This is a genomic window from Stenotrophomonas sp. Ste86 (assembly GCF_024519465.1).
In the GTDB taxonomy this organism is placed as follows: Bacteria; Pseudomonadota; Gammaproteobacteria; order Xanthomonadales; family Xanthomonadaceae; genus Stenotrophomonas.
Window position 1 is genome coordinate 105,663 of sequence record NZ_JALJRW010000008.1, and the last position, 25,549, is coordinate 131,211.

Consider the following 25,549-nt stretch of genomic DNA (forward strand, 5'->3'; position numbering starts at 1 on the left):
GTTCGCGCTTGTCCAGGGTGGCGAAGCTGGTGCCGGCGTAGTTGGCTTCGTAGCCGAGCACGCGGTCCAGTTCCAGCGGATGGCCGATCGATTCGTGGATGGTCAGCCAGGTGTGCGACGGGTCCAGGATCAGGTCGTACTTGCCTGGCTTCACCGACGGTGCCTTCAGCTTCTCCTGCGCCTGTTTGGCCGCGGCGATCGCATCTTCCTTCATGTCGTAGGAGGAACTGTAGTTGACCACGCCGTTGGGCGTGAGCACCTTGCCGGCGGCGGCGCCGTCCAGGTACTCGTAGCCCATGCCCATCGGCGAGGACAGGCCTTCGCGGGTGCGGAACTTGCCGCTGGCCTTGTCGATGGCGGTGATCGTCATCGGTGCCCAGATGCGGTGCACGTCCTGGTCGATGTAGGAGCCATCGGTGGAGGCGAAGTACTTCTGCTCGTTGACCAGGAACAGCATCGAATTGACGAAGCTGGCCCCGGCGGCCAACGCGGCGGCGTTGACGTCCAGCAGCAGGTCCACCTTTTCCTTGATCGGCACGTCCATGGCGTTCTTGCGGATCGGTGTCTTCCAGCTCACTTCCCCCACGCCCGGCGCGGCGGCCAGCTGTACCGGCGCGGTCTGCACGCCGGCGTTGGCCTTGGCGATCGCCGCAGCCTGCTGGGCGGCACGGGCCACATCGGCGGTGCCCAGCTGGTTGGTGGCGGCAAAGCCCCAGGCGCCGTTGACGATCACGCGGATGCCCACACCGGTGGATTCGGTGTTGACCACGTTCTGCACCTTGTCCTCGCGGGTGATCACGAACTGGCGCAGGTAGCGCCCGATGCGCACATCGCAGTAAGTGGCGCCGGCCTGGCGGGCGGCGGCCAGCGCCGCATCGGCCAGGCGCTTCTTCAGCCCCAGGTCCAGGGTGCTGTGCAGCTGTTCGGCGGCAATCACCTTGCCGAAGAACGACGGCACGATCAGGCCGCCTGCGGTAAGCCCGGTCAGGGCAAGGAAGTCACGTCTTTGCAAGGCAGCTCTCCACGTTGGTGTGGGGGGACGGGGAAACGGCGACGGTGCGGGACAGATTCATCCCAGACTGCGCGCGGTGTTGATGATGTTGATGCCATTGAAACGGGTGGTGGACGAACCGTGCGACACGGCCGAGACCTGGCCCGGCTGGCCCTTGCCGTCGAAGAACGAACCACCGAAACGGAAGTCGCGCGCATCGCAGATCGCGCTGCAGGCATTCCAGAACTCCGGCGTGCGGATCTGGTAAGCGGCATCCTCGACCATGCCGGTGATCTCACCGTTCTTGATCTGGTAGTACAGCTGGCCGCCGAACTGCGCGTTGAAGCGCTGCTGGTCGATCGAGTACGAGCCGCGGCCGTGGATGTAGATACCGTTCTCCACGTCTTTGATCATCTCGGCCACGCTCAGCGGCGCCTTGCCCGGGGCCAGCGACACATTGGCCATGCGCTGGAACTGCACGCTGGACCACGAGTCGGCGTAGCTGCAGCCGTGCGATTCGGTCTCGCCCAGCAGGTGCACCTCGTCGCGGGTGGCCTGGTAGTTCACCAGGATGCCGTCCTTGACCAGGTCCCAGCGCCTGGTCTTGACCCCTTCATCGTCGTAGCCCACCGCACCCAGGCTGCCGGGGGCAGTCTTGTCGGCGAAGAAGTTGACCTGCTCGCTGCCCCAGCGGAAGCCGGCGTCGCGCTTGTCCAGGGTGGCGAAGCTGGTGCCGGCGTAGTTGGCTTCGTAGCCGAGCACGCGGTCCAGTTCCAGCGGATGGCCGACATTCTCGTGGATGGTCAGGAACAGGTTGGACGGATCCAGCACCAGGTCGTACTTGCCCGGCTTCACAGACGGTGCCTTGAGCTTCTCGCGCGCGTGCCGTGCAGCGGCGATGGCGTCTTCGACCGGGTCATAGGAGTCGCGGTAAGCGGTGATGCCGCCGGGAAGGGCGATCTTGCCGCTGGCATCGCCATCGAGGAATTCGTAGCCCATGCCCATCGGCGAGGACAGCCCGGCGCGGGTGCGGAACTTGCCACTGGCCTTGTCGATCGCGGTGGCGGTGAACGGCAGCCAGATCCGGTGCACGTCCTGGTCGATGAAGGAGCCATCGCTGGAGGCGAAGTACTTCTGCTCGTTGACCAGGAACAGGGTGGAGTTGATGAAATTGGCGCCCGCGTTGAGCGCGGCGGCATTCAAGCCCAGCAGCAGGTCGACCTTGTCCTGGATCGGCACGGCCATCGCGTTCTTGCGGATCGGCGTCTTCCAGCTCACCTCGCCGACCCCCTGCACCGGCGCCAGCTGCACCGGGCGGGTCTGGATGCGCGCGTTGGCCCGGGCGATGGCGGCGGCCTGCTCGACCGTGGCCAGCACCGCGGCCGGGGTCTGCTGGTGGGTCGCGGCGAAGCCCCAGGCCCCGTTGACGATCACCCGGATGCCGATACCCGAGGACTCGCTGTTGGTGATGTTCTGCACCTGCGCTTCGCGGGTGATCACCGCCTGGTTGAGATACCGGCCGATGCGCACGTCGCAGTAACTGGCACCGGCACGCCTGGCCGCGGCCAGCGCGGCCTCGGCCAGCGCCTTGTTGCGGCCCACGTTGCCAGGCTCGAGCAGCTGCTCGGCGGCGATCAGGCGGGAGTGCGGCAGCATCAGGCCAGCCAGGCCCATGCCAGACAGCGTCAGAAACTCACGGCGTTGCACAGCTTGCGATTCCCCGGGGTACGGTCGGTGGCGGGTCGCCGGCGACAGTGGACAAGTCTTTGACTTTCGGTGGCTACCGGGAGTGGCACAAGTGACTGCGGTCATGGTTGGATGCACGCTGTCGAATTCATCTTGAGCCTTCCATGAGCCAGCAGCGGTGGTCCGAAGCCTGCGAACGCAACCGCGACCCGATCCTGACGGTGCTGCAGCGGCACCTGCATGACCGCCACGCGGTGCTTGAGATCGGCAGTGGCACCGGCCAGCACGCCGCGTATTTCGCGGCGGCGCTGCCGCACCTGCACTGGCAGGCCAGCGACCATCCGGAGCATCTGCCCGGCATCGCCGAGCGCCTGGCCACCGCCGCGCTGCCCAATGCGCCGGCACCGTGGCCGTTGCAGGCGGTGCTGGCGCCGCAGCCCGGCCTGGCACCGCTGCCCGATGCCGCGCCCGCCTTCGATGCGGTGTTCAGCGCCAATACCCTGCACATCATGAGCTGGGCGCACGTGCAGGCGTTGTTCGCCGGGTTGCCCGCCGTGATGGCGGACGACGCGCTGTTGTGCATCTACGGGCCGTTCAATTACCACGGCGAGTTCAGCAGCGACAGCAACCGCCAGTTCGATGGGTGGTTGAAGGCGCGCGATCCCGATTCAGGTATCCGCGATGCGGAGGCGGTGGACGCGCTGGCGGCCGCGCAGGGCCTGCAGCTGATCGAGGACGTGGCCCTGCCCGCCAACAACCGGCTGCGGGTGTGGCGGCGGGGCTGATCAGGCCGGGAAAGTCGGCTGGCACGCCTGCAGCAGGCACGCCCGGAACGTCGCGGTTGGCAGCGGTGGCGTCGAAATGGCCCCCGGGCACTCGCGCCGGGACGCACGCTGAGGGTAGGATCGGGACCGGGAGGTTGTTGTGACAACCCGGGGGAGTTTGCATGGCAGTGGCAAGACACAGGCTGGCCGGCGTGATGCTGGCGGCTGGATTGACGGCGGCGTTGGCCGCGTTCGGGGTGGCGGCGCAATCGCTGCCGGCAGTGCAGGAGTTCTATTTCGACCAGGATGCCGCCGCCGTTCCGGCGGTGGTGGTGCCTGCCGACAGCAGTGATCTGGTCGACCAGCTCATGAAGCAGCGCGAGCGCGGGCGCAGGACGCTCGACGCCACCGTACAGCTGGCGGGCGTGGCGTTCGCGCAGGGGCGTCCGGAGCTGGGCCGCAGCCTGTATGCCGAGGCCATCGGCAGCACCACGGCCACCACCGCGGCCGGACGCACGGTGCGCTGGAACTACGGCTGGGACCTGTTCCGGCTGGGTGAGGTCGACGCGGCACTGGCCCAGTGGAGCAGTGCCCAGGGTGGCCTGCGCGGCAATGCCGCGTGGGTGCCGGCCACCTACGCGCTGGCGCTGTGGACCCTCGGACGCAAGGACGAGGCGGTGCGCTGGTATGCCGCGGCGGTCCGCACCGAGCCGCAGCAATGGAGCAGTACGGCCAACTACGCCACGCTGCTGCCGAGCTGGCGCGATAGCGAGCGCAAGACCCTGGCCGAGGTGCAGAAGGCCTGGGCGGCGCAACCGCCGGCCTGGCCCTGATCCGATCGGGGGCGGCCGCCTCGTGCGGTCGCTGTCGGTGGCAAGCGGCGCGATGAGCTTCGGCTTCGACCAAGGTCGAGGCCGTCGCCGCGTACGCATCGGCTAGGCTGCCGCAATGGCCTTCGATGCATTCGCCCTGATCCTCACCATGCTCGGCCTGGGCATGCTGTTCGCGCGCCTGCGCACGCTGCCCGACAACAGCGCCGAGGTCCTCAACCGCGTGGTGCTCTACGTGTGCCTGCCGGCGGCGGTGCTCACCTACGTGCCACGCCTGCATCTGGACGTGAGCCTGGTCGGGCTGATGGCCACGCCCTGGCTGCTGATGCTGGCCAGCTGGGCGCTGGTGTCGCTGGCTACGCGCCTGTGCGGATTCGCCCGCGACGTGCACGCCGTGTTGCTGATCTGCGTGACCCTGGCCAACTCCAGCTTCATCGGCTATCCGATGGTGCGCGCGCTGCTGGGCGATGCGGCCCTGCCGTACGCGGTGGTCTATGACCAGTTCGGCACGTTCGTGCTGCTGTCCACGTTCGGCTTGTACGTGATCGCCCGCTACAGCGGTGATACCCCGCCGAGCGCAGCCCAGGTGCTGGCGCGCATCGCGGCGTTCCCGCCGCTGTGGGCCCTGCTGTTCGCGCTGGTGCTGATGCCCGCGCAGCCGCCGGGTTGGATCGGCACCGCGCTGAAGCAGTTGGCCGATGCGATGCTGCCGCTGGTGATGCTCGCGGTGGGGCTGTCGATCCGGTTGCGGCTGTCGCGCAGCGAACTCACGCCACTGGGCATCGGGCTGCTGCTCAAGCTGCTGGTGATGCCGGCGTTGGCGGTGCCGCTGGCCTGGCTGTTCGGCCTGCACGGCACGATGCTGCAGGTCAACGTACTGGAATCGGCGATGCCGACCATGATCACTGCCGCCGCCCTGGCGATCTCGCACCAGCTGGCCCCGCGCCTGGCCGCGGCGATGGTCGGCTACGGCATCGTGTTCGCGCTGGTGACGCTGCCAGCCTGGGCGTGGCTGCTGCAGCACCCCGGGTAGAGCCGACCGTTGGTCGGCTGCTCCACCCATGACCACCGACACCGCATAAAACCCGGTAGAGCCGACCGTTGGTCGGCTGCTCCACCCAGGGCCACCGACACCGCACAAAACCCGGTAGAGCCGACCGTTGGTCGGCTGCTCCACCCAAGGCCACCGACACCGCACAAGACCCGGTAGAGCCGACCGTTGGTCGGATGCTCCACCCAAGGCCACCGACACCGCACAAAACCCGGTAGAGCCGACCGTTGGTCGGCTGCTCCACCCAAGGCCACCGACACCGCACAAGACCCGGTAGAGCCGACCGTTGGTCGGATGCTCCACCCAAGGCCACCGACACCGCACAAAACCCGGTAGAGCCGACCGTTGGTCGGCTGCTCCACCCAAGGCCACCGACACCGCACAAGACCCGGTAGAGCCGACCGTTGGTCGGATGCTCCACCCAAGGCCACCGACACCGCACAAAACCCGGTAGAGCCGACCGTTGGTCGGCTGCTCCACCCAAGGCCACCGACACCGCACAAGACCCGGTAGAGCCGACCGTTGGTCGGATGCTCCACCCAAGGCCACCGACACCGCACAAAACCCGGTAGAGCCGACCGTTGGTCGGCTGCTCCACCCAAGGCCACCGACAGCGCCGACCCACGACACCGCCGATCCACGAAGCAGCCGACCAACGGTCGGCTCTACGCGCCGGTGATCGGCGTTACTCGTCTGCGCTGACCGTGCGGCCGCGTGCCCATTCGCGCAGCGCGGTGACCTGCTCGGCCATCAGTACCGACAACGGACGGCTGCTGCGGATCTCCTGCATCAGCAGCTCGGTATCGAGTACGCGCGTTTCCGCATGGGCGGCATACAGCCCGGCGACCACCGCCTGTTCGATCTCCGCACCCGAGAACCCATCGCTGGCCGCAGCCAGCGCCGGCAGCGCGAAATCGTCGGCATTGAGCTGGCGCCGGCCCAGGTGCAGGCGCAGCAGTTCCACCCGGGTGTTGGCGTCGGGCAGGTCGATGAAGAAAATCTCGTCGAAGCGACCCTTGCGCAGCAGTTCGGCCGGCAGCTCGTGCACCTGGTTGGCGGTGGCCACGATGAACACCGTGCTCTTGCGCTCGGCCAGCCAGGTCAGCAGGTGGCCGAGCACGCGGCGCGACACGCCCCCGTCCTCGCCGCCACTGGCCAGGCCCTTTTCAATCTCGTCGATCCACAGCACGCAGGGCGCCAGCTGTTCGGCCGAGGCCAGTGCCTCGCGCAGATTCTTCTCGGTCTCGCCGTGGTACTTGTCATACAGGCTGCCGAAGTCCAGGCGCAGCAACGGCACCCCGAAGCCGGCGGCGGTGGCCTTGGCCAGCATCGACTTGCCGCAGCCCTGCACCCCCAGCAACAGCATGCCCTTGGGCGGATCCAGCCCGGCCGGGCCCTGGCCGCCGAGGAAGATCGGACGGCGCTGGTTGACCCAGCGCTTGAGCCGGTTGGCCCCGGCCACGTCGGCGAAGCGGGTGGTGTCGTATTCGTAATGCAGGTGGCCGGCGCGGTTGAGCAGCTCGAACTTGAGCCGGGCCAGCTGCGGCAGGTCGTCCTGGCTGAGCGCGCCGTCGGCGAAGATCAGCTGCCGCGCGATCCGCCGCGCGTCCACCATGCTCAGGCCGCGCAGGTTGTGCAGGATCTTCTTGACGGCCTCGTTGTCCACTTCCACCCGGCGCCCGCCGTTCTCGCGGGCATAGGCCTCGGCCTCCTCGCGCAGCATCTTCAGCAGCGCGTTGAGGTCGGGCAGGCGCGGGTTGAAGCGGGTTGCCAACGCCTCCAGCTCGGCCGGCAGTTCGACCTTGGCCCCGATCAACACCAGCACGTGGGCCTGGCAGTGGCGGCGCTGGATCAGGTCGCGCAGCGCGCGCTGGTGGCTGGCGTAGCCCAGGTAGGGATGGAAATCCAGCAGCAGGTAGATGCCGCGCTGTTCGGCCTGGCGGATCATCTGCAGGGCCGAGCTGGCATCGGGCGGGCCGACCGGGTCGTCCTCGCGGTCCATGTCGATGCGGCGCAGGCCCTCGGTGATCGACCAGCGGTGCAGGGCACGCCAGACATGCATCAGGGTCTGCCGGAACAGCTCCACGATGCGACCCTCGTCCTGGGTCTCGATGATGATCAGCGGGGTGTTGGCGCGGATGAGTGCGCTCAGGTCCTGTAACTCGCTCATGCCGGCTTGCAATCCTTTGGATCGCGCACGATAGCAAAGCGCCGGGCCACGCAGGGGTTCAGCAGTGCGACTATCTCCGTCACGGAGGGCGGTGTACGCTGCGACGACGTTCCCCGGAAGCGAGGCTGGCATGAAGACGATCCTGGTAGCCGGTTCCAAGGGTGGGGTGGGCAAAACCACCGTCGCTACCCACCTGGCGGCGCATGCCGCCCTGGACGGCAAACGGACCGTACTGGCCGACGCCGATCCGCAAGGCTCCAGCACCCGCTGGGCGCAGCGCCGCTCGATGCTCGAAAGCGCCGTGCTGCCGATCGACGTGTACCGCAAGAAGGGCTGGGAAAAGCTGATCCCCGACGGCACCGACCAGGTCGTCATCGACGCCCCCGCCGGTGCATTGGCCGACGATCTGGGCCACTTCCTCGATGTTGCCGATGCCGTCGTGGTCCCGGTGCTGCCCTCCGCGCTGGACATCGAAGCCATCGTCGGCTTTCTCAACAGTCTGTCCAAAGTGCCGCGCGTGCACCGCCGCGCGCTGCCGGTGGGGCTGGTGCTCAACCGCACCAAGCCGTGGACCCAGACCTCCCAGCAGGCCATGCAGATGCTGGCCGAATGGCCTTACGAGGTTGTCGCCCAGCTGCGCGACAGCCAGAGTTACGTGGTGATGGTCGGGCTGGGACGCAGCCTGTTCGATTACCGCTCCGCGCAGGTGCGCGAGCACCAGAGTGACTGGGAGCCACTGTTGAAGTGGCTGAAGAAAGCCTGATCCGGAAGAGAGCCTTTATGCGAGAACTGATCCTGCTGCGCCACGCCCACGCCGAAGCCGCCGGTACCGGCCAGGCCGACCTTGACCGCCCGTTGTCGCCCATCGGCCTGGCCGAAGCCGAAGCGGCCGGCCGCTGGCTGAAGGAGAACAACCTGCTGCCCGACTGCGTGCTGTGCTCGCCCTCGCGGCGGACCCGCGAAACCCTCGAAGCGGTCCTGGGCATTACCGGCTTCGTCGAAAAGCGGCTTGAAGATGCCGTCTACGACGCCACCCCCGGCACCCTGGCCGGCCTGATCGATGAACGTCGTGATGTCGAGCGCCTGCTGGTGGTCGGTCACAACCCCGGCCTGGAACGGTTGGTAGCGCTGATGAGCGAAGGTACCAGCAGCGACTACCGCGGCATGCCGCCCGGTGGCATCGCGGTACTGGCCTTCGACCGTGAGGCCCGCATCGAGCCCGGCGTGGGCACCCTGACCGCCTTCTGGTGGCCGTGACCCCATGACGGTAGTGCGCGCGCTGCTGGGCTGCCTGCTGGCACTGGCAGCCGACGTGGCCTGCGCCGAACCGCCGGCCGAAGCGCCCCGCCAGGTGCTGGCGTTCGATACCGCGCGCTCGCGCTTCGGCTTCGAGATCCGCACCCGGCTGGGGCAACGCATCGAAGGGGAGTTCCCGCGTTTCGAGGGGCGTATCGAGGTGCTGCCCGATGGGCGCCACCAGGTGCACCTGCGGATGTTCACCCGCTACGTGGAGATTCCCGGCAAGGACCGCTACACCGGCTGGATGCGCGGGGAGGAGTTCTTCGACTCGGCGCGCTACCCGGTGGTCGAATTCGACTCCGTCCCGTACTGGCCCGAGGTAGTGGACAAGGGCGGCGGGGTGCAGGGCCGGTTGATCCTGCGGGGGGTCAGCCACCCCGAGACGCTGCGGGTGGAGCCGGCGGCCTGCCCGCGGGCCGGGTATGATTGCGACGTGGTCAGCCGCGGTACCGTGCAGCGTGGCCGGTATGGAATGGACAGCTGGCAACTAGCATTGAGTGATCGAGTGACCTTTGTATTGCGTGCGCGTCTGAGCGAGGCGCCGAAACCGTGAATCCATGGCTGCGGGTGGTACTGCTGGCAACGCTGTTGCTGGGGAGCGGCTGTGCGTCGCTGTCCAACGCCGAGCGCGAGCGCGCCGCCGGCATCGCCGTGCAGGCGCGTTCGAGCGTGGTCGACTGCACCGCGCCGGACCGTTGCGCCCTGGATTCACCCCTGCGCGCGCTCGGCGGCAAGGCATTCGCCGAGTCCACCGAGGCGGCGCCGCGCCACTACGCCACCATCATCGACGAAGGCGAAGTGTCGCTGGTCGCCCGGCTCAACCTGATCCGCAGCGCCACCCGCAGCATCGACCTGCAGACCTACATCTTCGACAAGGACGACAGCGCCCGGCTGGTGCTGGACGAACTGCTGGCCGCCGCCCGGCGCGGGGTCAAGGTACGGGTGCTGATCGACCAGCTCTCGGCGATCTCCGACCTGCAGATCCTCGGTGCGCTGGCCAGCAGCCACCAGAATTTCGAACTGCGCGTCTACAACCCGACCTTCGGCAAGGCCCGGCTGAACTACGTCGACTACGCCGCCAGCGTGCTGTGCTGCTTCCGCCGCTTCAACCAGCGCATGCACAACAAGCTGCTGGTAATCGACGATGCGCTCGGCGTGGTCGGTGGACGCAACTACCAGGACGACTATTACGACTGGGACAGCGAATACAACTTCCGCGACCGCGACGTGCTGGTGGCCGGGCCGGAAGTGCGTGAGATGGCGACCAACTTCGACGCGTTCTGGCGCGCCCCGCGCAGTGTCCCGGCCGAACGCCTCAACGATGTCGGCGCCGCCCTGCTCAAGACCGGCGCGCCGCAGATGCCGGTGCCCGACTACCGCAATCCGCAGCGGCTGCAGCGGGTCAGCGACGAGGCCAACGACCCGGGCTACGTCAGCCGTGCGTTCGTGGATACCGCCCTGGCGGTGGCTTCGGTGCGCTATGTCGCCGATCTGCCGCGCAAGCATCGCCGCGAACGCCCCAGCCAACCGACCAACGGCCAGCACGTCACCGAGCCGCAGTTGGATGCGCTGATCGCCAGCGCGCAGACCGAAGTGCTGCTGCAGACGCCCTACCTGGTGCTGTCCAAGCCGGCGCGCAAGCTGTTCCGCGACCTGCGCAAGCGCGAACAGCCGCCGCGCATCGTGGTCTCCACCAACAGCCTGGCGGCCACCGACAACCCGATCGTCTACGCGCTGTCCTACAAGTACAAACGCCGCAACATGCGCGAGCTGGGCTTCAACCTTTACGAGTTCAAGCCGTTCCCGCTGGATGCCCCGGTCGATTACCGCAACCTGCTGCCGGCCCCGCTGGGCGAGGCGCCCGCCTCGGACGGCAAGCGCAGCAGCCTGATCGGGGGCAGTGCCGCCGGCAGCAACGCGCGCGGCAACGCCGGCAGCGGCAACCGCCGCAGTGCCGATGCCAGCCCCCCGGGGGACCTCGGCACTGCTCCGGGCACCGCTGCCGCGGCCGCCCCGGTCCGGCGCCAGCCCACGCCTGGCCCGGCCGCGCGCCGCCGCACCGACGGCAGCGTGGTCGAACGTCGCGTACTGCGTGCCGAAACCCGGCCCTCGTTCCTGGGCACCAAGGCGGTCAACAAGCCGCTGCCGGTCACCCGTACCGGCGCGCGCATGGGCCTGCATGCCAAGTCGATGGTGGTGGACCGCCGCATCGGCGTGATCGGCACGCACAACTTCGACCCGCGCAGCGAGAACTACAACACCGAAGGCGCGGTGATCATCGACGACCCGGTGTTCGCCGAGGCCCTGGCCCAGAGCATCCTGCGCGACATCCACCCGCAGAACTCGTGGACGGTCGCGCCGCGGATCAAGCCGCCGGTGCTGTCGGGCCTGAACTACAGCGTCGGCAAGGCGTCCGAAGCCCTGCCGGTGCTGGATTTCTGGCCGTGGCGCTACGCCACCGATTACGAATTCCAGCCCGGTCCGAACTGTCCCGAACCGCTGCGTCGCCAGGACAAGGATTTCCACACCTGCTACGTCTCGGTCGGTGACTTCCCCGAGGTCAACGTCGGCCCGAAGTGGCTGCTGGTGCGCATGCTGACCGCCTTCGGCGCCGGCCTGGTGCCCATCCTGTAATTTTTTTCGTCGCACGGAGACGCCGCATGGCCCAGGTATTCCGCGAAGCGGTGTCGATCGAGGCACTCAACGCACTCAGCCGCAACACCCTGATCGAACACCTCGGCATCGCCTTCACCGCAGCAGGGGACGACTGGATCAGCGCGACCATGCCGGTCGACGAACGCACCCGCCAGCCCTACGGCATCCTGCACGGCGGTGCGTCGGTGGTGCTGGCCGAAACCCTCGGCAGCAGCGCCGGCAACCTGTGCGTGGATACCCGCGCGCAGGTCTGCGTGGGCCTGGAGATCAACGCCAACCACATCCGTGCGATGCGCAGCGGCGTGGTCACCGGCACGGCGCGTGCGGTGCACGTGGGCCGCAGCACGCAGGTGTGGGACATCCGTATCGAAGACGACGGCGGACGCCTGGTGTGCACCTCGCGGTTGACCCTGGCCGTGGTGCCGGCGGTCCGCCCCGGCTGATCGATCCAACGCGTGGATGCTGTGTTGCGCCGGCCATCCCAGTGCGCCAGCGCATGGTCGGCGCCGACGCCGTGCCGCAACCGGGCACCCGCTTGACCGCCTGCGGCGTCTGGCCCTGCATTGCCATCGATTTGTCCGTTTTCGGCTGGCAGAGCCTGCGGCGCTCGGGTATCGTGCGCGGATGACTTCCCCCACCCCGGCCTCACGTGGCGGCGTGGCGCGTGTGTGCCGTTATCTGTACCGCGTACCGCTGCTGCTGGTCCACCTGTTGCTGTTCCTGCCGATGTTGCTGATCGCCATGCTGCCGCCGTGGGGACGCATGCGCGTGGGCAGCCGCCTGTTCGAACATGCCGCGGTGAACCTCTGGTCCACTGGCCTGATGTGGATCTTCGGCTTCCGCTTGCACCGGATCGGTACGCCGCTGCCGGGCGCGGTGCTGTTCGTGGCCAATCACGTCAGCTGGGTCGACATCAACATGCTGCACAGCCAGCGCATGATGGGCTTTGTGGCCAAGCGCGAGATTGCCAGCTGGCCGGTGGTCGGCTGGTTGGCCGCGCGCGGCCAGACCATCTTCCACCAGCGCGGCAGTACCGAGTCGCTCGGTGGGGTCATGCAGGAAATGGTGGTGCGCCTGCGCGAGGGCAAGGCGGTGGGCGTGTTCCCGGAAGGACGTACCCGTGGTGGCCATGACGTGGGCCCGTTCCACGCGCGCATCTTCCAGGCAGCGGTCGAAGCCCAGGTCCCGGTGCAGCCGGTGGCGCTGCGTTACGGTTGGCGTGGCGATGCCCAGGCCATCGTAGCGTTCGGCCCGGGCGAGAGCTTCTTCGCCAATTTCCTGCGCCTGCTGGGGGAACCGGCACGCCGTGCCGAAGTACATTTTCTGGCGCCCATCGGAACCCAGGATCTGGAAGGCCGTCGCCGCATCGCGGAAACCTCGCGTGCGCGCATCCTGGCGGCGATGTCCGCCGAGTAGTGCATGGCGGCCCTTCACGCGCCAGCGTCGCAGCCGGGAGCAGTCTGCCGCCCATGTTGACCGCTGCCGACTACCTCCCGCCGCGTTGGCTGCGCAATCCGCACCTGCAGTCCATGCTCAGCTCCAGCCGCATGCGCATGCAGCGTGGGCTGACGTTGCTGGCCGCCACCGGCGCGGTCACCGAAGAACTGATCCTGGACGGCGGCCAGGGCGTGCGGCTGCAGGGCTGGCACAGCCATGTCCAGGGCCGCGAGCCGATCGGCATGGCGCTGCTGCTGCACGGCTGGGAAGGCAGCGCCGAGTCCAGCTACATGCGCATGACCGCCGCGCGCATGCTCGAAGAGGGCTTCGACGTGGTCCGGCTGAACTTCCGCGACCACGGCAACACCCATCACCTCAATCCCGGCATCTTCCATTCCAACCGCATCGATGAAGTGGTGCAGGCCGCCGGTGACATCGCCCGGCGCTGGCCGCAGCTGCCGCTGGTGGCGGCCGGCTATTCGCTGGGCGGCAACTTCGTGCTGCGCCTGGCGCTGCGCGCGCCTTCTGCCGGCGTCCCGCTGCGCCGGGTGGCCTCGGTCTGCCCGGTGCTCGATCCGGCCATCACCATGGAGAGCATCGAGAACGGCCCGGCGATGTATGACTGGTACTTCCGCCGCAAGTGGGCCGGCTCGCTGCGGCGCAAGCGTGATCTGTTCCCCGAGCTGAGCGATTGGGACGACCAGGTGCTCAAGCTCGACATCCGCGCGCTCACCGCGTGGCTGGTCGAGCACCATACCGATTTCGGCTCGCTGCAGGCCTACTTCGATGGCTACTCGATCGCCGGCGACCGCCTGGCCGAGCTGACCGTGCCGGCCGACATCCTGATGGCCAAGGATGACCCGGTCATCCCCTTCGCCACCTTCAACGGCTGGCGCCTGCCCGCCCACGCCCACCTGGAAATCGCCCCGTGGGGCGGCCATTGCGGCTTCCTGGAGAACTGGCGGGGCGATGGTTTCTCCGAGCGCTGGGTCGCACAGCGCCTGCGCATCGAAACCGTCGGCTGACCTCGCCCGGGGGTTGGGCACCCCGACCACGGTGCGCCGCATGACGTGTTCTACAATCGGGGTTTGACCCCAAGCTGGACCGTCATGCAAGACAAGATTCTCCAAGCCCTGCGCCGCAATGCGGCCGACGAAGCCGTGCAGCTTGCGCGGCAATGGACCAGTGCCGAGCCGGAGCAGCCGCAGGCGCACCGCTGGCTGGCCCTGTCGCTGCAACAACAGGGCCAGTTCGATGCCGCCCTGGACAGCCTGCAACAGGCGCTGGCGCTGGCCCCGGATAACCCCGATCTGCATCTGCAGCACGCCGGCCTGCTGCTGGCGCTGCGCCAGTTCGAGGCGGCCGGTTCGGCGCTGGACCGCACCGCCACGCTCAACCCCAACGAGCTGACCGCCTATCTGATGCAGGCGCACATGGCGCTGGCCCGCAACGACGTGGACGAGGCCGAGAAGATCACCCGCACCGCCAGCCGCGTGGATGAAGACCACCCCGAGCTGGCCGCGTTGAACGGCATGATCGCGCTGCGCCGCGGCGAGGGCGACCGCGCGGTGGCCCTGCTGTCGGCCGCCGCCCAGGCCCTGCCCAACGATCCGCGGGTGCTGTACGCGCTGGGCTTTGCCTACCTGGGCAAGGACATGCTGGCCTTCGCCGAGCAGGCGTTCCGCCGCGTGCTGGACCTCAGCCCCGCACTGACGTCGCTGCAGGGCCTGCTGGTGCAGCTGCAGGTCCGCCAGGGCAACACCGATGGCGCCGCAGCGACCATGCGCCAGATCCTGGCCACGGCCGAGGGCGACACCCCGGCCATGCGCCGCCTGGCCGGCGAGCTGGAGCTGCAGTCCGGGCAGCCGCTGCAGGCACTGGAACACCTGCTGCCGGTGCTGGAGCAGACCCCCGCCGATCGCCAGACCCTGCAGCTGCTGCTGATGGCCTGGCAGCGCCTGGGCCGCGAACAGCAGGCGCGTGACACCCTCGATGCGCTGCTGGAGACCCACCCGCAGCTGCACGACCTGTGGCTGGCACGGCTGTCCATCGAAGCGGTGGGCAGTGCCGGATCGGTCGCGGTGGCCGAGCGCTGGCTGCAGGCCATGCCCGAGCACCTGTCGGCGATGGAAACGCGCCTGCGCCTGCACGACATGGCCGGCGAGAACGACGCCGCCGAAGCCGTGGCACGGCGCATCGTGGCCATCGAACCGGGCCGCGCCAGCGGTGAAACCCGCATCGTCGAGGCCCTGATGGCACGCGACCCCGCTGCTGCGGTGGCGCGCGTGCAGGCCATCCATGACACCGCCGAGGAGGCCGCCAAGCCGAGCCTGCGCGCGTGGCTGGGGTCGGTGCAGCACGAGGCCGGCCAGCACGCCGACGCCCTGCGCACGTGGGTCGAGCTGCATGCGGCCGAGGCCAGCCAGCGCCTGCCACTGCCGCCGCAGGCCAAGGCCCCGCTGAGCTGGCCGGAGATCGGCACGATCAGCGAAGACAACACCGCCCGCCCGATGTTCGTCTGGGGCGCGCCCGGCTCCGGCGTGGAGCGGGTGATCGCCGCGATCGCCGCCGCCAGCCCGGTGCTGCGTGGCGACCGCTACGGGCCCAATCCGCCCGACGACGCCTTCCAGAATTACCACACCCTGCAGGACCTCTCGACCGGCAAACTCAGCCCCGAGCGGCTGGTGGAGCAGTGGCGTGAGCAGATGCCGTCGCGCGGTCTGGCCGACGCCAACCTGATCGACTGGCTGCTGTGGTGGGACAACGCCCTGCTGTGGGCGCTGCGCCCGCAGCTGCCCGAAGGCCGCCTGCTGCTGGTGCTGCGCGACCCGCGCGACATGCTGCTGCACTGGCTGGCCAACGGCGCGCCCGCACCGCTGGCGGTGACCTCCATCAACGAGGCGGCCGAGTGGCTGGCCCGCGCGCTGACGCAGGTGGCCACCCTGCACGAACAGGACCTGTACCCGCACGCGCTGGTGCGCATCGACGACATCGGCAACGATCCGGCGGTGATGGCCGAGCATCTGGGCCGGCTGCTCGGCACGCGCCTGCCGCCGGCGCCGACGCTGGGCCCGCCGCGCATGCCGAGTGGGGAATGGCGCCACTACCGCGAGCTGATGGCCCCGGCGTTCGCGTTGTTGACCCCGGTCGCCGTTCGCCTTGGTTACCCGGAACAGTGAGGACTCTCCCATGCGCCTGAGCAGTACCAGCTTCCACAACGGCCAGCCGATCGCGGCCGAATTCGCCGCCGGCGATGCCAACGGTTTCGCCGCCAACCGCAATCCGCAGCTGGCCTGGAGCGAGGTGCCCGAGGGCACCCGTTCGTTCGCGTTGCTGTGCATCGACCCGGACGTGCCGACGGTGCCGGAAACGGTCGGTCGCCACGATTGCAGCGTGCCGCGTGACCAGCCGCGCGCGGATTTCGTGCATTGGGCGATGGCCGACATCCCGGCCAGCGTGCACGACATCGCCGCCGGCAGCTGCAGCGAGGGCTTCACGGTCAAGGGCAAAACCGCACCGGCCGGACCCGCCGGCGCGCGCCAGGGCCTGAATGATTTCACCGGCTGGTTCGCCGGCAATCCGGACATGGCCGGGCAGTACCTGGGCTATGACGGCCCGTACCCGCCGTTCAACGACGCGCGCATGCACCGGTATTTCTTCCGTGTGTTCGCCCTCGACGTGGCGCAGCTGGAGCTGCCCACCCCGTTCACCGCCGCCGATGTGCACCGTGCGATGCACGGCCACGTGCTGGCCGAAGCGGCGCTGCATGGCACCTACACGTTGAACCCGGCATTGGCCTGATCGGCGATCCGGCCGACGCCCTCGCGCGATGCCGAATAATGCCGGCCGCTGGCCGGCTCCGCGCAATGTCGGCAATGCCACCCCTGGCCGTGCGCAATGTCGGTAGTGCCGGCCGCTGGCCGGCTCCTCATGAACCTCCGGGGAGATATGCGAGGAGCCGGCCAACGGCCGGCACTACCTGGTAACGACGAAGGGCGGCCCTTGGCCGCCCTTCCTCTTTTGCGGCGCGTGCGTGCCGCTCTGGCCGCGTACCGGCCAACGGCCGGTACCTGCCGGTTACTTCTTTTCCGACTCGACCACCATGTCCAGCACGTACGCCAGCGAGGAACCGTCGGCGGGCGGGTTGGCGATCTTGTAGCGCTTCACCCGCACCACATTGCGCACGCCGTCTTCGTGGGTGTAGCCCTCGATGGTGCCGTAGAAGTTCTCGAACGCGCCCGGCGTACCCTGCTTGAGGCCCTTGTCGTCGAACGACACTTCGCGGGTCTGCAGGCACTGCATGTTCGGGATCATCGGATGCGAGCACGGCTTGGTCTGCGCGGCCACTTCGATGAACACCGTTTCGCCTTCAGCGCCGTAGCGGGTTTCCGCGGTCGGCTCGGGGTTGAACACCAGCACGTCGCCGGCGGCGTTGTGCAGGGTCAGCTGGCCCTGGCCGGCCAGTTCGGCCTTGAGCGCGCCTTCCAGGCGCGAGCCCACGGCCTGGTCCAGCGCCATCAGCGCCTTGTCGGTGCAGGCCATCATGGTCGAGGCCATCGGCGAGACGGTCAGCGTGCCATCGGCCAGCGTGTAGCCGCCACCCATCCGGTTGCAGGTATTGCCGACCGACAGGCGGCCGTCCTTGAAGTCCAGCGTGACCGGCTTGTCGCCGCGCGCGAACAGCGCATCCACGCGCTTGCCGCCGGCATCGGTAGCGCTGTCCAGCAGCCAGTGGTTGCCCTGCAGGCGCTGCACGTCCAGTTTCTCCACGGCCTTGGCATCGGCAGCGGCGGTCGGTGCCGGCGCCAGGTCATCGCCACCGGGACCGGCGGGGGCCGGGGTGGACGGGTTGCTGCAGGCGGCCATCAGGGCCAGCGGCAGGATCAGCATCAGGGTGCGGGTGCGGTTCATGGACATCTCCTTGGGAACCCGTGGAAAAACGGGGTGATACGCGAAACGGGGTTGGCGCGCGCCGGCCGTGTTCAGTTGCCAGCAGGCAACCACAGCAGCAGCGCGGCACCGAGTGCGATGCGATACGCCGCGAACGCGGTGAATTTGTGCGACTTGATATAACCCAGCAGCCACTTCACTACGACGAAACCGGTGACGGCAGCGGCAAGGAAGGCCACGCCGACGTCGGTCCAGTTCTCGTTGCCGAGCTTGCCGTCCTTGGCCATTTCCATGAACGCGTAGCCGCTGGCCGCGAACATGGTCGGGATGCCGACCAGGAACACGAACTCGGTGGCCGCCGCGCGCCGGCTCAGGCCGAACAGCATCGCGATGAAGATCGCCGCCGCCGAGCGCGACGTGCCCGGGAACACCCCGGCCACCACCTGCGCCAGGCCGACCAGGATGGCCACCTTCCAGGTGACTTCATCGCGGTCGGGCAGGCGCGCGCTGTAGGTCTCTACCAGGATCATCCAGATGCCGCCGATGATCAGCGCCCAGGCCACCGGGGTGACCGTTTCGGGCAGTTCCCAGCCGGCTAGGCGCACCGGCAGGCCGACGATCGCGGTGACCAGGAAGGCGGTGCCCAGCTTCATCACGTAGTCGCGGTTGGCGCGCTCGTGCAGGCCGGTGGCCAACGACCACAGGCGCTGGCGGAACACCAGGGTGATGGCCAGAATCGCGCCGGCCTGGATGACGATGTTGAAGAAATCCGAGCGCGCGCCCAGCCAATGCTGGGCGATCAGCAGGTGGCCGGTGCTGGAGATCGGCAGGAATTCGGTGAGGCCTTCGAGGATGCCCAACAGGAGGGCGGAGAGCAGGTCGGACATCGGGATGCTGGGGCTCGGAATGGGTGAAATCGCGGTAGAGCATAAAACATCAAACGCCGCACCAAATGTGTGCGTGGTGCGGCCGTTGCACCATCGTGGTGCGCAGGGTTCCGCGCCTGGTGCCGTGCCAGGCCAACAAAATCAACGACTTGTGAAGATGGAAAAGTTGGCACGGCGATTGCTCTATCAACCTACGCAATCATCCATCCGAGGGTTTCACCGATGTCCGTGGAAAACGTTGAGAAGCTGATCAAGGACAACCAGATCGAGTTCATCGACCTGCGTTTCGTCGACATGCGCGGTATCGAACAGCACGTCACCTTCCCGGTGAGCATCGTCGAGCCGTCGCTGTTTGAAGAAGGCAAGATGTTCGATGGCAGCTCCATCGCCGGTTGGAAGGGCATCAACGAATCGGACATGGTCCTGCTTCCGGACCCGACCAGCGCCTACATCGACCCGTTCTACGCCGACCCGACCCTGGTCATCAGCTGCGACATCCTCGACCCGGCCACCATGCAGCCGTACGGCCGCTGCCCGCGCGGCATCGCCAAGCGCGCCGAGGCGTACCTGAAGTCCTCCGGCATCGCCGAGCAGGCCTTCTTCGGCCCGGAGCCGGAGTTCTTCATCTTCGACTCGGTCCGCTTCGCCAACGACATGGGCCACACCTTCTTCAAGATCGATTCCGAAGAAGCCGCCTGGAGCACCGGCGACAAGTACGACGGCGCCAACAGTGGCTACCGTCCCGCGGTGAAGGGCGGCTACTTCCCGGTTCCGCCGACCGACTCGCTGCACGACCTTCGCGCTGAAATGTGCAAGACCCTGGAACAGGTCGGCATCGAAGTGGAAGTGCAGCACCACGAAGTAGCCACCGCCGGCCAGTGCGAAATCGGCACCAAGTTCAGCACCCTGGTGCAGAAGGCCGACGAACTGCTGCGCATGAAGCACGTCATCAAGAACGTCGCCCACCGCAACGGCAAGACCGCCACCTTCATGCCCAAGCCGATCGTCGGCGACAACGGCAGCGGCATGCACGTGCACCAGTCGCTGTCCAAGGGCGGCACCAACCTGTTCTCCGGCGACGGCTACGGCGGCCTGAGCCAGCTGGCGCTGTGGTACATCGGCGGCATCTTCAAGCACGCCAAGGCCATCAACGCCTTCGCCAACTCCGGCACCAACAGCTACAAGCGCCTGGTCCCGGGCTTCGAAGCCCCGGTCATGCTGGCCTACTCGGCCCGCAACCGCTCGGCCTCGTGCCGCATTCCGTGGGTGTCCAACCCGAAGGCGCGCCGCATCGAAATGCGCTTCCCCGATCCGATCCAGTCCGGCTACCTGACCTTCACCGTGCTGATGATGGCCGGCCTGGACGGCATCAAGAACCAGATCGACCCGGGCGCACCGAGCGACAAGGACCTGTACGACCTGCCGCCGGAAGAGGAGAAGCTGATCCCGCAGGTCTGCTCCTCGCTGGACCAGGCCCTGGAAGCGCTGGACAAGGATCGCGAGTTCCTCAAGGCCGGTGGCGTGATGAGCGACGACTTCATCGATGGCTACATCGCGCTGAAGATGCAGGAAGTGACCCGCTTCCGCGCCGCCACCCACCCGCTCGAATACCAGATGTACTACGCCAACTGAGCAACAGGCGACGATGACGAAGGATCTCCCTCCCACCTTCGTCATCGTCGCCGCTTTGTCGGCTGGGGAGCCGGCAACGCAACCATGTTGTAGAGCGGACCGTTGGTCCGACGATCGCAGTAGAGCGGACCGTTGGTCCGCTGAATGGAAAAAGCGGACCGTTGGTCCGCTGCACCACCAGGGGCAAGAGAGACCGGACGCGTGCCATGGGCCTTTCCTCCCTCCCGCGTCACCAGCGCTGCCGCCTTCCCGGCGACGGCCCTGGCGAGGCCCATGCAGCGTTCGGCGCACCAGGGGGCGGCCATGTGCAAGTGGCCGCCCGCTGACCTGACACCGGCCAGCAACACACCGCCGGTTCCATCCACCACCGGGACATGCGCATGAAATTGATCTCCGCCATCATCCGGCCGTTCAAGCTCGACGAGGTCCGCGAGGCCCTCTCCGATGCGGGCGTGTCGGGCATCACCGTGACCGAAGTCAAAGGCTTCGGGCGCCAGAAGGGCCACACCGAGTTGTATCGCGGCGCGGAGTACGTCGTGGATTTCCTGCCGAAGATCAAGATCGAAACCGTGGTCACCGATGATCGCCTGGACGCGGTGGTCGAAGCGATCCAGAACGCGGCCGGCACCGGCAAGATCGGCGACGGCAAGATCTTCGTGACTGCGGTCGAACAGGTCGTCCGCATCCGCACCGGCGAAATCGGCGCTGACGCGCTCTAACCCCACTCGGAGCCCACAATGAAGACCTCTTTGTTCACCGGGTGGCAAGCCCGGTTCCATGCCGTGTGCCTGATGATGCTGATCAGCGCGCTGGCCGTTGGTGCGTTCTCCAGCACGGCCCATGCGCAGGCCCAGGTCACCCCGGTGCCCTCGGAAACCGTCGCGGTCGAGCCGCTGCCCACCGCCGCCCCGGCACCGGCTGTTGAAGCTGCCGCCGCGGCCGCGCCCACCTTCGACCACGGCGATGTGGCCTGGATGCTCACCTCCACCCTCCTGGTGCTGCTGATGGTGGTGCCCGGCCTTGCGCTGTTCTACGGCGGCCTGGTGCGTTCGAAGAACGTGCTGTCCATCCTCAGCCAGATCCTGGTGGTGTTCTCGCTGATCCTGATCCTGTGGGTGGCCTACGGCTACAGCGCGGTGTTCAGCGAAGGCAACGCCTTCTTCGGCTCGTTCACCCAGTTCGCCTTCCTCAAGGGCTTCGGTCCCGACACGGTAGGCAACACGCCGATCAAGGGCCTGCCGGACTATCTGTTCGTCGCCTTCCAGTCGACCTTCGCCGGCATCACCACCGCGCTGATCGTCGGCGCCTTCGCCGAGCGCATCAAGTTCAAGGCGGTGCTGCTGTTCTCGGCGCTGTGGTTCACCCTGAGCTACATCCCGATGGCGCACATCGTGTGGGGCGGCGGTTACCTCGGCGCGATGGGCGCCATCGATTTCGCCGGTGGCACCGTGGTCCACATCAACGCCGGCGTGGCCGGTCTGGTCGGCGCGTACTTCGTCGGCAAGCGGATCGGGTATGGCCAGACCGCGCTGAAGCCGCACAACGTGCCGTTCACCTACATCGGCGCGATGCTGCTGTGGGTGGGCTGGTTCGGCTTCAACGCCGGCTCGGCCGCCGCCGCCGACACCGTCGCCTCGCTGGCCTTCATCAACACCATCCTCGCCACCGCGGCCGCGGTGCTGGGCTGGACCCTGGTTGAAGCAGTCAGCAAGGGCAAGCCCTCGGCACTGGGCGCGGCGTCCGGTGCGGTGGCCGGCCTGGTCGGCATCACCCCGGCCTGCGGCACGGTGGGTCCGCTCGGCGCGATCGTGATCGGGCTGGTGGCCGGCGTGGTCTGCGTGTGGGGCGTCACTGGTCTCAAGCGCCTGCTGCGCGTGGATGACACCGCCGACGTGTTCGGCGTGCACGGCATCGGCGGCATCGTCGGCGCGCTGCTCACCGGCGTGTTCAGCGCGCAGTCGTTGGGCGGCACCAAGGCCGATCTCGACATCGGCCACCAGGTCTGGGTGCAGCTGGTCAGCGTCGGCTTCACCATCGTCTGGTGCGCCGTGGTCACCGTGGCCATCCTGCTGGTGGTGCGCCTGGTGTTCGGCCTGCGCGTCACCGAAGAAGCAGAACGCACCGGCCTGGACGTGACCTCGCACGGCGAATCGGCCTACGAGGCCTGATCGCCGCAATCGCGTAGTGCGGGGCGCTGCCCGGCACCGACAGAGACAAGAAACGAGAGAGAGACGTTGTACGTTCGCCGGCGGCCTTCGGGTCGCCGGCTTTTTGTTGGGGATGTCGCCAACGGCAGCCACGCATGGCGTGGCGCTACCAGGTCGAATGCGCGGGTAGCGCCACGCCATTCGAGGCTGCGCTTCGCGACGCGGGCACAACGGTCGGATCCCGCCACGCCGGGCATCCCCGCGCCCAATCCCGCACAATGCGGCCATGCCCCCGATCCGCACCTTGCTGCCGCTGCTCGCCTGCCTGCTGCTCAGCGCCTGCGCCACCCCCCCGGTCCGTAGCCCGCTCGCCAGCTGGGTGCCCTCGCCGAATCACAACGCGCGCGACCCGGTGATCATCGTGCTGCACCACACCGACCAGGATTCGGTGCAGCAGAGCCTGGACACCCTGCGCAGCGCCAACAGCGGCGGCAAGGTCAGTTCGCACTATCTGGTCGGCGCCGATGGCCGCATCTACCAACTGGTCGGCGACGACCGCCGCGCCTGGCACGCCGGCCCCGGCCGCTGGGGCACGATCACCGACCTGAACTCGGCCTCCATCGGCATCGAGATCGACAACGATGGCGACACCCCGTTCGCGCCCGCGCAGATCGATGCGTTGATCCGCCTGCTGGACGACCTGTGCACGCGCCTGCGTATTCCGCGCACGCAGATCATCGCCCACGCCGATCTCGCCCCCACCCGCAAGCAGGACCCCAGCCGCTTCTTCCCATGGCAGCAGCTGGCCCAGGCCGGCTTCGGCGTGTGGCCGCGCGACAGCGACGGCGCCGCACCGGCAGGATTCGATGCGTACCTGGCGCTGCAGACCTTCGGCTACCCGCTGGACGACCGCGATGCCGCCGTCGGCGCATTCCATCGCCGCTTCCGCGGCCGCGACGACCTGCCCGCCACACTGGATGCCGAAGACGCCCGCATCCTGCATTCGCTGCTGCGGCAATCCCCGTAGCGCCGCCCGTGGGTCGGCTGCACGTCGCATTGATCCATCGCGCGGTTCCCGCGCCAGCCGACCAACCGTCGGCTCCACATTTTCAGGACCCTCGCTCATGACGACCACGCGCATCCCCGCCGCCTTCAAGCACCCCGCGCTGATCCTCCTTGGACTGGCCCTGCTCACCGGTTGCGCCGTCTCCCCCCAGCGTCCCGCGGCGCCAACGACCAGCACCTATGTCAAAGCAGACTGGAAGGCCCTGCCGCCGGTGTCCGATGCCGACCTGCAGGCCGGCTTCGCGGCGTGGCGCAGCAGCTGCCCACGGTTGAAGACCGATGCCACCTGGGCGGGCACCTGCAGCGCTGCGGCAAACGTCGCCACCAGCCCGGCTGCCATCCGCCAGTTCCTGCAGAACACCCTGGATGTCTACGCGCTGCGCGCCGGCGGCAACCGCGCCGACGGCCTGATCACCGGCTACTACGAGCCCATCTATCCCGGCAGCCTCGTCCGCACCGCCAAGGCGACGGTGCCGGTATACGGCGTACCCACCGACATGGTCAGCGTGCAGCTGGACAGCCTCTACCCCGAGCTGAAGGGCAAGCGCCTGCGCGGTCGCGTGGATGGGCGCGTGCTCAAACCCTATGACGATGCCGCAACGATCGCCGCCAAGGGCGTCAAGGCCCCGGTGCTGGCCTGGCTCACCCATCCGATGGACCTGCAGTTCCTGCAGATCCAGGGCTCGGGCCGCATCGTGCTGGACGACGGCCGCCACCTGCGCATCGCCTACGCCGACCAGAACGGTCATCCGTACCGTCCGATCGGCCGCTGGCTGGTGGAGCAGGGCGAACTGAAAAAAGACGACGTCACCATGGACGCCATCCGCACCTGGGCCAACGCACATCCCACCCGCATCCCGGAACTGCTGGCCAGCAACCCCAGCTACGTGTTCTTCGCCAAGGGCCCCGACGGTGACCAGGGCCCGCGTGGTTCGCTCAACGTGCCGCTCACCGCCGGTTACAGCGTCGCGGTAGACCGGACCGTGGTGCCATTGGGCAGCCTGCTGTGGCTGTCCACCACGCGCCCGGATGGCACACCGGTGGTGCGCCCGGTCGCCGCGCAGGACACCGGTGGGGCCATCGCCGGCGAAGTCCGCGCGGATCTGTTCTGGGGTACCGGCGATGCGGCCGGCAAGCTGGCCGGGGACATGAAGCAGAAGGGCAGCCTCTGGATGCTGTGGCCGAAGGGCGCGGCGTTGCCGAAGGCGCCGGCGGATAGCTGACCGCGTTGTCGGCCCGTAAACGCGGGCCGGCGCGGGAAGCAAAGCTCCGGTATAAAAAGGGCCGCCGCCGCACCACGGGAATGACTATGCAGGTCAAGCGCATCATCGCCAACATCGCCACGTCCGATCCGGCGTCGGCGGACAGCTTCTATCAGGACATCCTGGGGCTGGAACTTGCCATGGACCACGGCTGGATCCGCACGTATGCCGGCAGCGGCGACATGCAGGTGCAGGTCAGTTTCGCCCAGCAGGGGGGGTCGGGCACCCACGTGCCGGACCTCTCAGTGGAGGTCGATGACCTGGATGAAGCACTGCGCAGGGTGCGAGCGGCCAACATCGCCATCGAGTACGGACCGGTCCGTGAGCCGTGGGGCGTGCGACGGTTCTACGTCCGTGATCCGCTGGGCCGGCTGATCAACCTCCTGCAGCATGGGTGAGGCCGGCGACGCACATGTCGACATAGGGAGGAAGAGCATGAAAATCACGGGTTTTCTGGTGATGGATGCCAAAGGTGACGAGATCGATGCCGATCCACACGGCAACAACATTGCATTCTGCTGTTTCGAATGCGCCTATCCCGTCCTCGCTGTAGCACTGGAAAATCAGCGGGGAAGCGACGAAGACCATCCAGCGGTTTGCAGGGGCTGCGCGGCAAAGTACTTCCTGGACGTTCGGGAGCACGCGGAGAAGCTTTACATCCACACAGTGGAAGAACCGCTCTGGTAGCCGCAGAACGGCGCCTTGTCCGGTCCATTGAGCGGCGAGGATGCACAGACCGGGACCCGCCTGCCTGTGCCAAGCTCAACCCATCCCGGTTTTGCA

The 25,549-nt window shown here is 67.9% G+C and carries 24 protein-coding genes; 19 read left to right on the plus strand and 5 right to left on the minus strand.

Annotated features, from left to right (window positions below; genetic code table 11):
* Window positions 1-1,012 (minus strand): DNA gyrase modulator (locus tag NR101_RS09800; RefSeq protein WP_306175479.1); only part of this gene is annotated, 1,012 nt, incomplete at its 3' end.
* Window positions 1,013-1,069: 57 nt separating this feature from the next.
* Complete coding sequence (locus NR101_RS09805) at window positions 1,070-2,698, minus strand: TldD/PmbA family protein (protein WP_256776753.1); 1,629 nt, start codon at window positions 2,696-2,698, stop codon at window positions 1,070-1,072.
* A gap of 143 nt (window positions 2,699-2,841) precedes the next feature.
* Between NR101_RS09805 and NR101_RS09810 the strand changes: the two genes are divergently transcribed.
* The 3 genes from NR101_RS09810 to NR101_RS09820 all read left to right on the plus strand — a co-directional run bounded on the left by NR101_RS09810 (window position 2,842) and on the right by NR101_RS09820 (window position 5,304).
* Window positions 2,842-3,462 carry a DUF938 domain-containing protein gene (locus NR101_RS09810; protein WP_256776754.1) on the plus strand — a complete coding sequence of 207 codons (621 nt, stop codon included), beginning with the start codon at window positions 2,842-2,844 and terminating at the stop codon, window positions 3,460-3,462.
* A gap of 161 nt (window positions 3,463-3,623) precedes the next feature.
* On the plus strand, window positions 3,624-4,274 hold the full coding sequence (locus NR101_RS09815; protein WP_256776755.1) for a tetratricopeptide repeat protein: 651 nt from the start codon (window positions 3,624-3,626) through the stop codon (window positions 4,272-4,274).
* A 115-nt stretch (window positions 4,275-4,389) separates the two neighbouring features.
* Entirely contained in the window at window positions 4,390-5,304 is a 915-nt protein-coding gene (locus NR101_RS09820) for an AEC family transporter (RefSeq protein WP_256776756.1), read from the plus strand.
* 703 nt (window positions 5,305-6,007) lie between these two features.
* On the opposite strand, the gene NR101_RS09825 is transcribed toward NR101_RS09820, so the two are convergent.
* Window positions 6,008-7,492, minus strand: a complete 1,485-nt coding sequence (locus NR101_RS09825; protein ID WP_256776757.1) for an AAA family ATPase — start codon at window positions 7,490-7,492, stop codon at window positions 6,008-6,010.
* A gap of 130 nt (window positions 7,493-7,622) precedes the next feature.
* On the opposite strand from NR101_RS09825, the gene NR101_RS09830 reads away from it, so the two are divergent.
* The 9 genes from NR101_RS09830 to NR101_RS09870 all read left to right on the plus strand — a co-directional run bounded on the left by NR101_RS09830 (window position 7,623) and on the right by NR101_RS09870 (window position 16,684).
* Entirely contained in the window at window positions 7,623-8,255 is a 633-nt protein-coding gene (locus tag NR101_RS09830) for a ParA family protein (RefSeq protein ID WP_256776758.1), read from the plus strand.
* A 17-nt stretch (window positions 8,256-8,272) separates the two neighbouring features.
* The gene (locus tag NR101_RS09835; RefSeq protein WP_256776759.1) at window positions 8,273-8,749 is read left to right on the plus strand and encodes a histidine phosphatase family protein; all 477 of its coding nucleotides are present in this window, start codon (window positions 8,273-8,275) and stop codon (window positions 8,747-8,749) included.
* A gap of 4 nt (window positions 8,750-8,753) precedes the next feature.
* Entirely contained in the window at window positions 8,754-9,344 is a 591-nt protein-coding gene (locus NR101_RS09840; protein WP_256776760.1) for a YceI family protein, read from the plus strand.
* The gene (locus NR101_RS09845) at window positions 9,341-11,425 is read left to right on the plus strand and encodes a phospholipase D family protein (RefSeq protein ID WP_256776761.1); all 2,085 of its coding nucleotides are present in this window, start codon (window positions 9,341-9,343) and stop codon (window positions 11,423-11,425) included. Before NR101_RS09840 ends, NR101_RS09845 begins: the two co-directional genes overlap by 4 nt.
* A 26-nt stretch (window positions 11,426-11,451) precedes the next feature.
* Window positions 11,452-11,889 (plus strand): hotdog fold thioesterase, encoded by a 438-nt coding sequence (locus NR101_RS09850; RefSeq protein ID WP_256776762.1) that lies wholly within the window; start codon window positions 11,452-11,454, stop codon window positions 11,887-11,889.
* A 181-nt stretch (window positions 11,890-12,070) separates the two neighbouring features.
* A complete protein-coding gene (locus NR101_RS09855) occupies window positions 12,071-12,862 on the plus strand; it encodes a lysophospholipid acyltransferase family protein (protein ID WP_256776763.1) in 792 nt (263 codons plus the stop codon).
* A gap of 56 nt (window positions 12,863-12,918) precedes the next feature.
* Window positions 12,919-13,908 (plus strand): alpha/beta fold hydrolase, encoded by a 990-nt coding sequence (locus tag NR101_RS09860; protein WP_256776799.1) that lies wholly within the window; start codon window positions 12,919-12,921, stop codon window positions 13,906-13,908.
* 84 nt (window positions 13,909-13,992) lie between these two features.
* The gene (locus NR101_RS09865; RefSeq protein ID WP_256776764.1) at window positions 13,993-16,062 is read left to right on the plus strand and encodes a tetratricopeptide repeat protein; all 2,070 of its coding nucleotides are present in this window, start codon (window positions 13,993-13,995) and stop codon (window positions 16,060-16,062) included.
* 10 nt (window positions 16,063-16,072) lie between these two features.
* Window positions 16,073-16,684, plus strand: a complete 612-nt coding sequence (locus NR101_RS09870) for a YbhB/YbcL family Raf kinase inhibitor-like protein (RefSeq protein ID WP_256776765.1) — start codon at window positions 16,073-16,075, stop codon at window positions 16,682-16,684.
* 276 nt (window positions 16,685-16,960) lie between these two features.
* On the opposite strand, the gene NR101_RS09875 is transcribed toward NR101_RS09870, so the two are convergent.
* Window positions 16,961-17,794, minus strand: coding sequence for an META and DUF4377 domain-containing protein (locus NR101_RS09875; RefSeq protein ID WP_256777734.1), 834 nt, complete (start codon window positions 17,792-17,794; stop codon window positions 16,961-16,963).
* Between the two features lie 71 nt (window positions 17,795-17,865).
* Window positions 17,866-18,660: an undecaprenyl-diphosphate phosphatase gene (locus NR101_RS09880; protein ID WP_256776767.1), complete on the minus strand. Its 795-nt coding sequence runs from the start codon at window positions 18,658-18,660 to the stop codon at window positions 17,866-17,868.
* Window positions 18,661-18,882: 222 nt separating this feature from the next.
* Here NR101_RS09880 and glnA point away from each other — a divergent pair, with 222 nt between their 5' ends.
* The 7 genes from glnA to NR101_RS09915 all read left to right on the plus strand — a co-directional run bounded on the left by glnA (window position 18,883) and on the right by NR101_RS09915 (window position 25,453).
* Complete coding sequence (glnA, locus tag NR101_RS09885) at window positions 18,883-20,292, plus strand: type I glutamate--ammonia ligase (protein ID WP_256776768.1); 1,410 nt, start codon at window positions 18,883-18,885, stop codon at window positions 20,290-20,292.
* 380 nt (window positions 20,293-20,672) lie between these two features.
* Complete coding sequence (locus tag NR101_RS09890; RefSeq protein ID WP_026070924.1) at window positions 20,673-21,011, plus strand: P-II family nitrogen regulator; 339 nt, start codon at window positions 20,673-20,675, stop codon at window positions 21,009-21,011.
* A gap of 18 nt (window positions 21,012-21,029) precedes the next feature.
* Window positions 21,030-22,460 (plus strand): ammonium transporter, encoded by a 1,431-nt coding sequence (gene amt / locus NR101_RS09895; RefSeq protein ID WP_256776769.1) that lies wholly within the window; start codon window positions 21,030-21,032, stop codon window positions 22,458-22,460.
* A 265-nt stretch (window positions 22,461-22,725) separates the two neighbouring features.
* A complete protein-coding gene (locus NR101_RS09900; protein ID WP_256776770.1) occupies window positions 22,726-23,466 on the plus strand; it encodes an N-acetylmuramoyl-L-alanine amidase in 741 nt (246 codons plus the stop codon).
* A 97-nt stretch (window positions 23,467-23,563) separates the two neighbouring features.
* On the plus strand, window positions 23,564-24,727 hold the full coding sequence (locus NR101_RS09905; protein WP_256776771.1) for an MltA domain-containing protein: 1,164 nt from the start codon (window positions 23,564-23,566) through the stop codon (window positions 24,725-24,727).
* 86 nt (window positions 24,728-24,813) lie between these two features.
* Window positions 24,814-25,164, plus strand: a complete 351-nt coding sequence (locus NR101_RS09910; RefSeq protein ID WP_256776800.1) for a VOC family protein — start codon at window positions 24,814-24,816, stop codon at window positions 25,162-25,164.
* 37 nt (window positions 25,165-25,201) lie between these two features.
* Window positions 25,202-25,453 (plus strand): hypothetical protein, encoded by a 252-nt coding sequence (locus tag NR101_RS09915; RefSeq protein WP_256776772.1) that lies wholly within the window; start codon window positions 25,202-25,204, stop codon window positions 25,451-25,453.
* Window positions 25,454-25,549 lie beyond the last annotated feature (96 nt).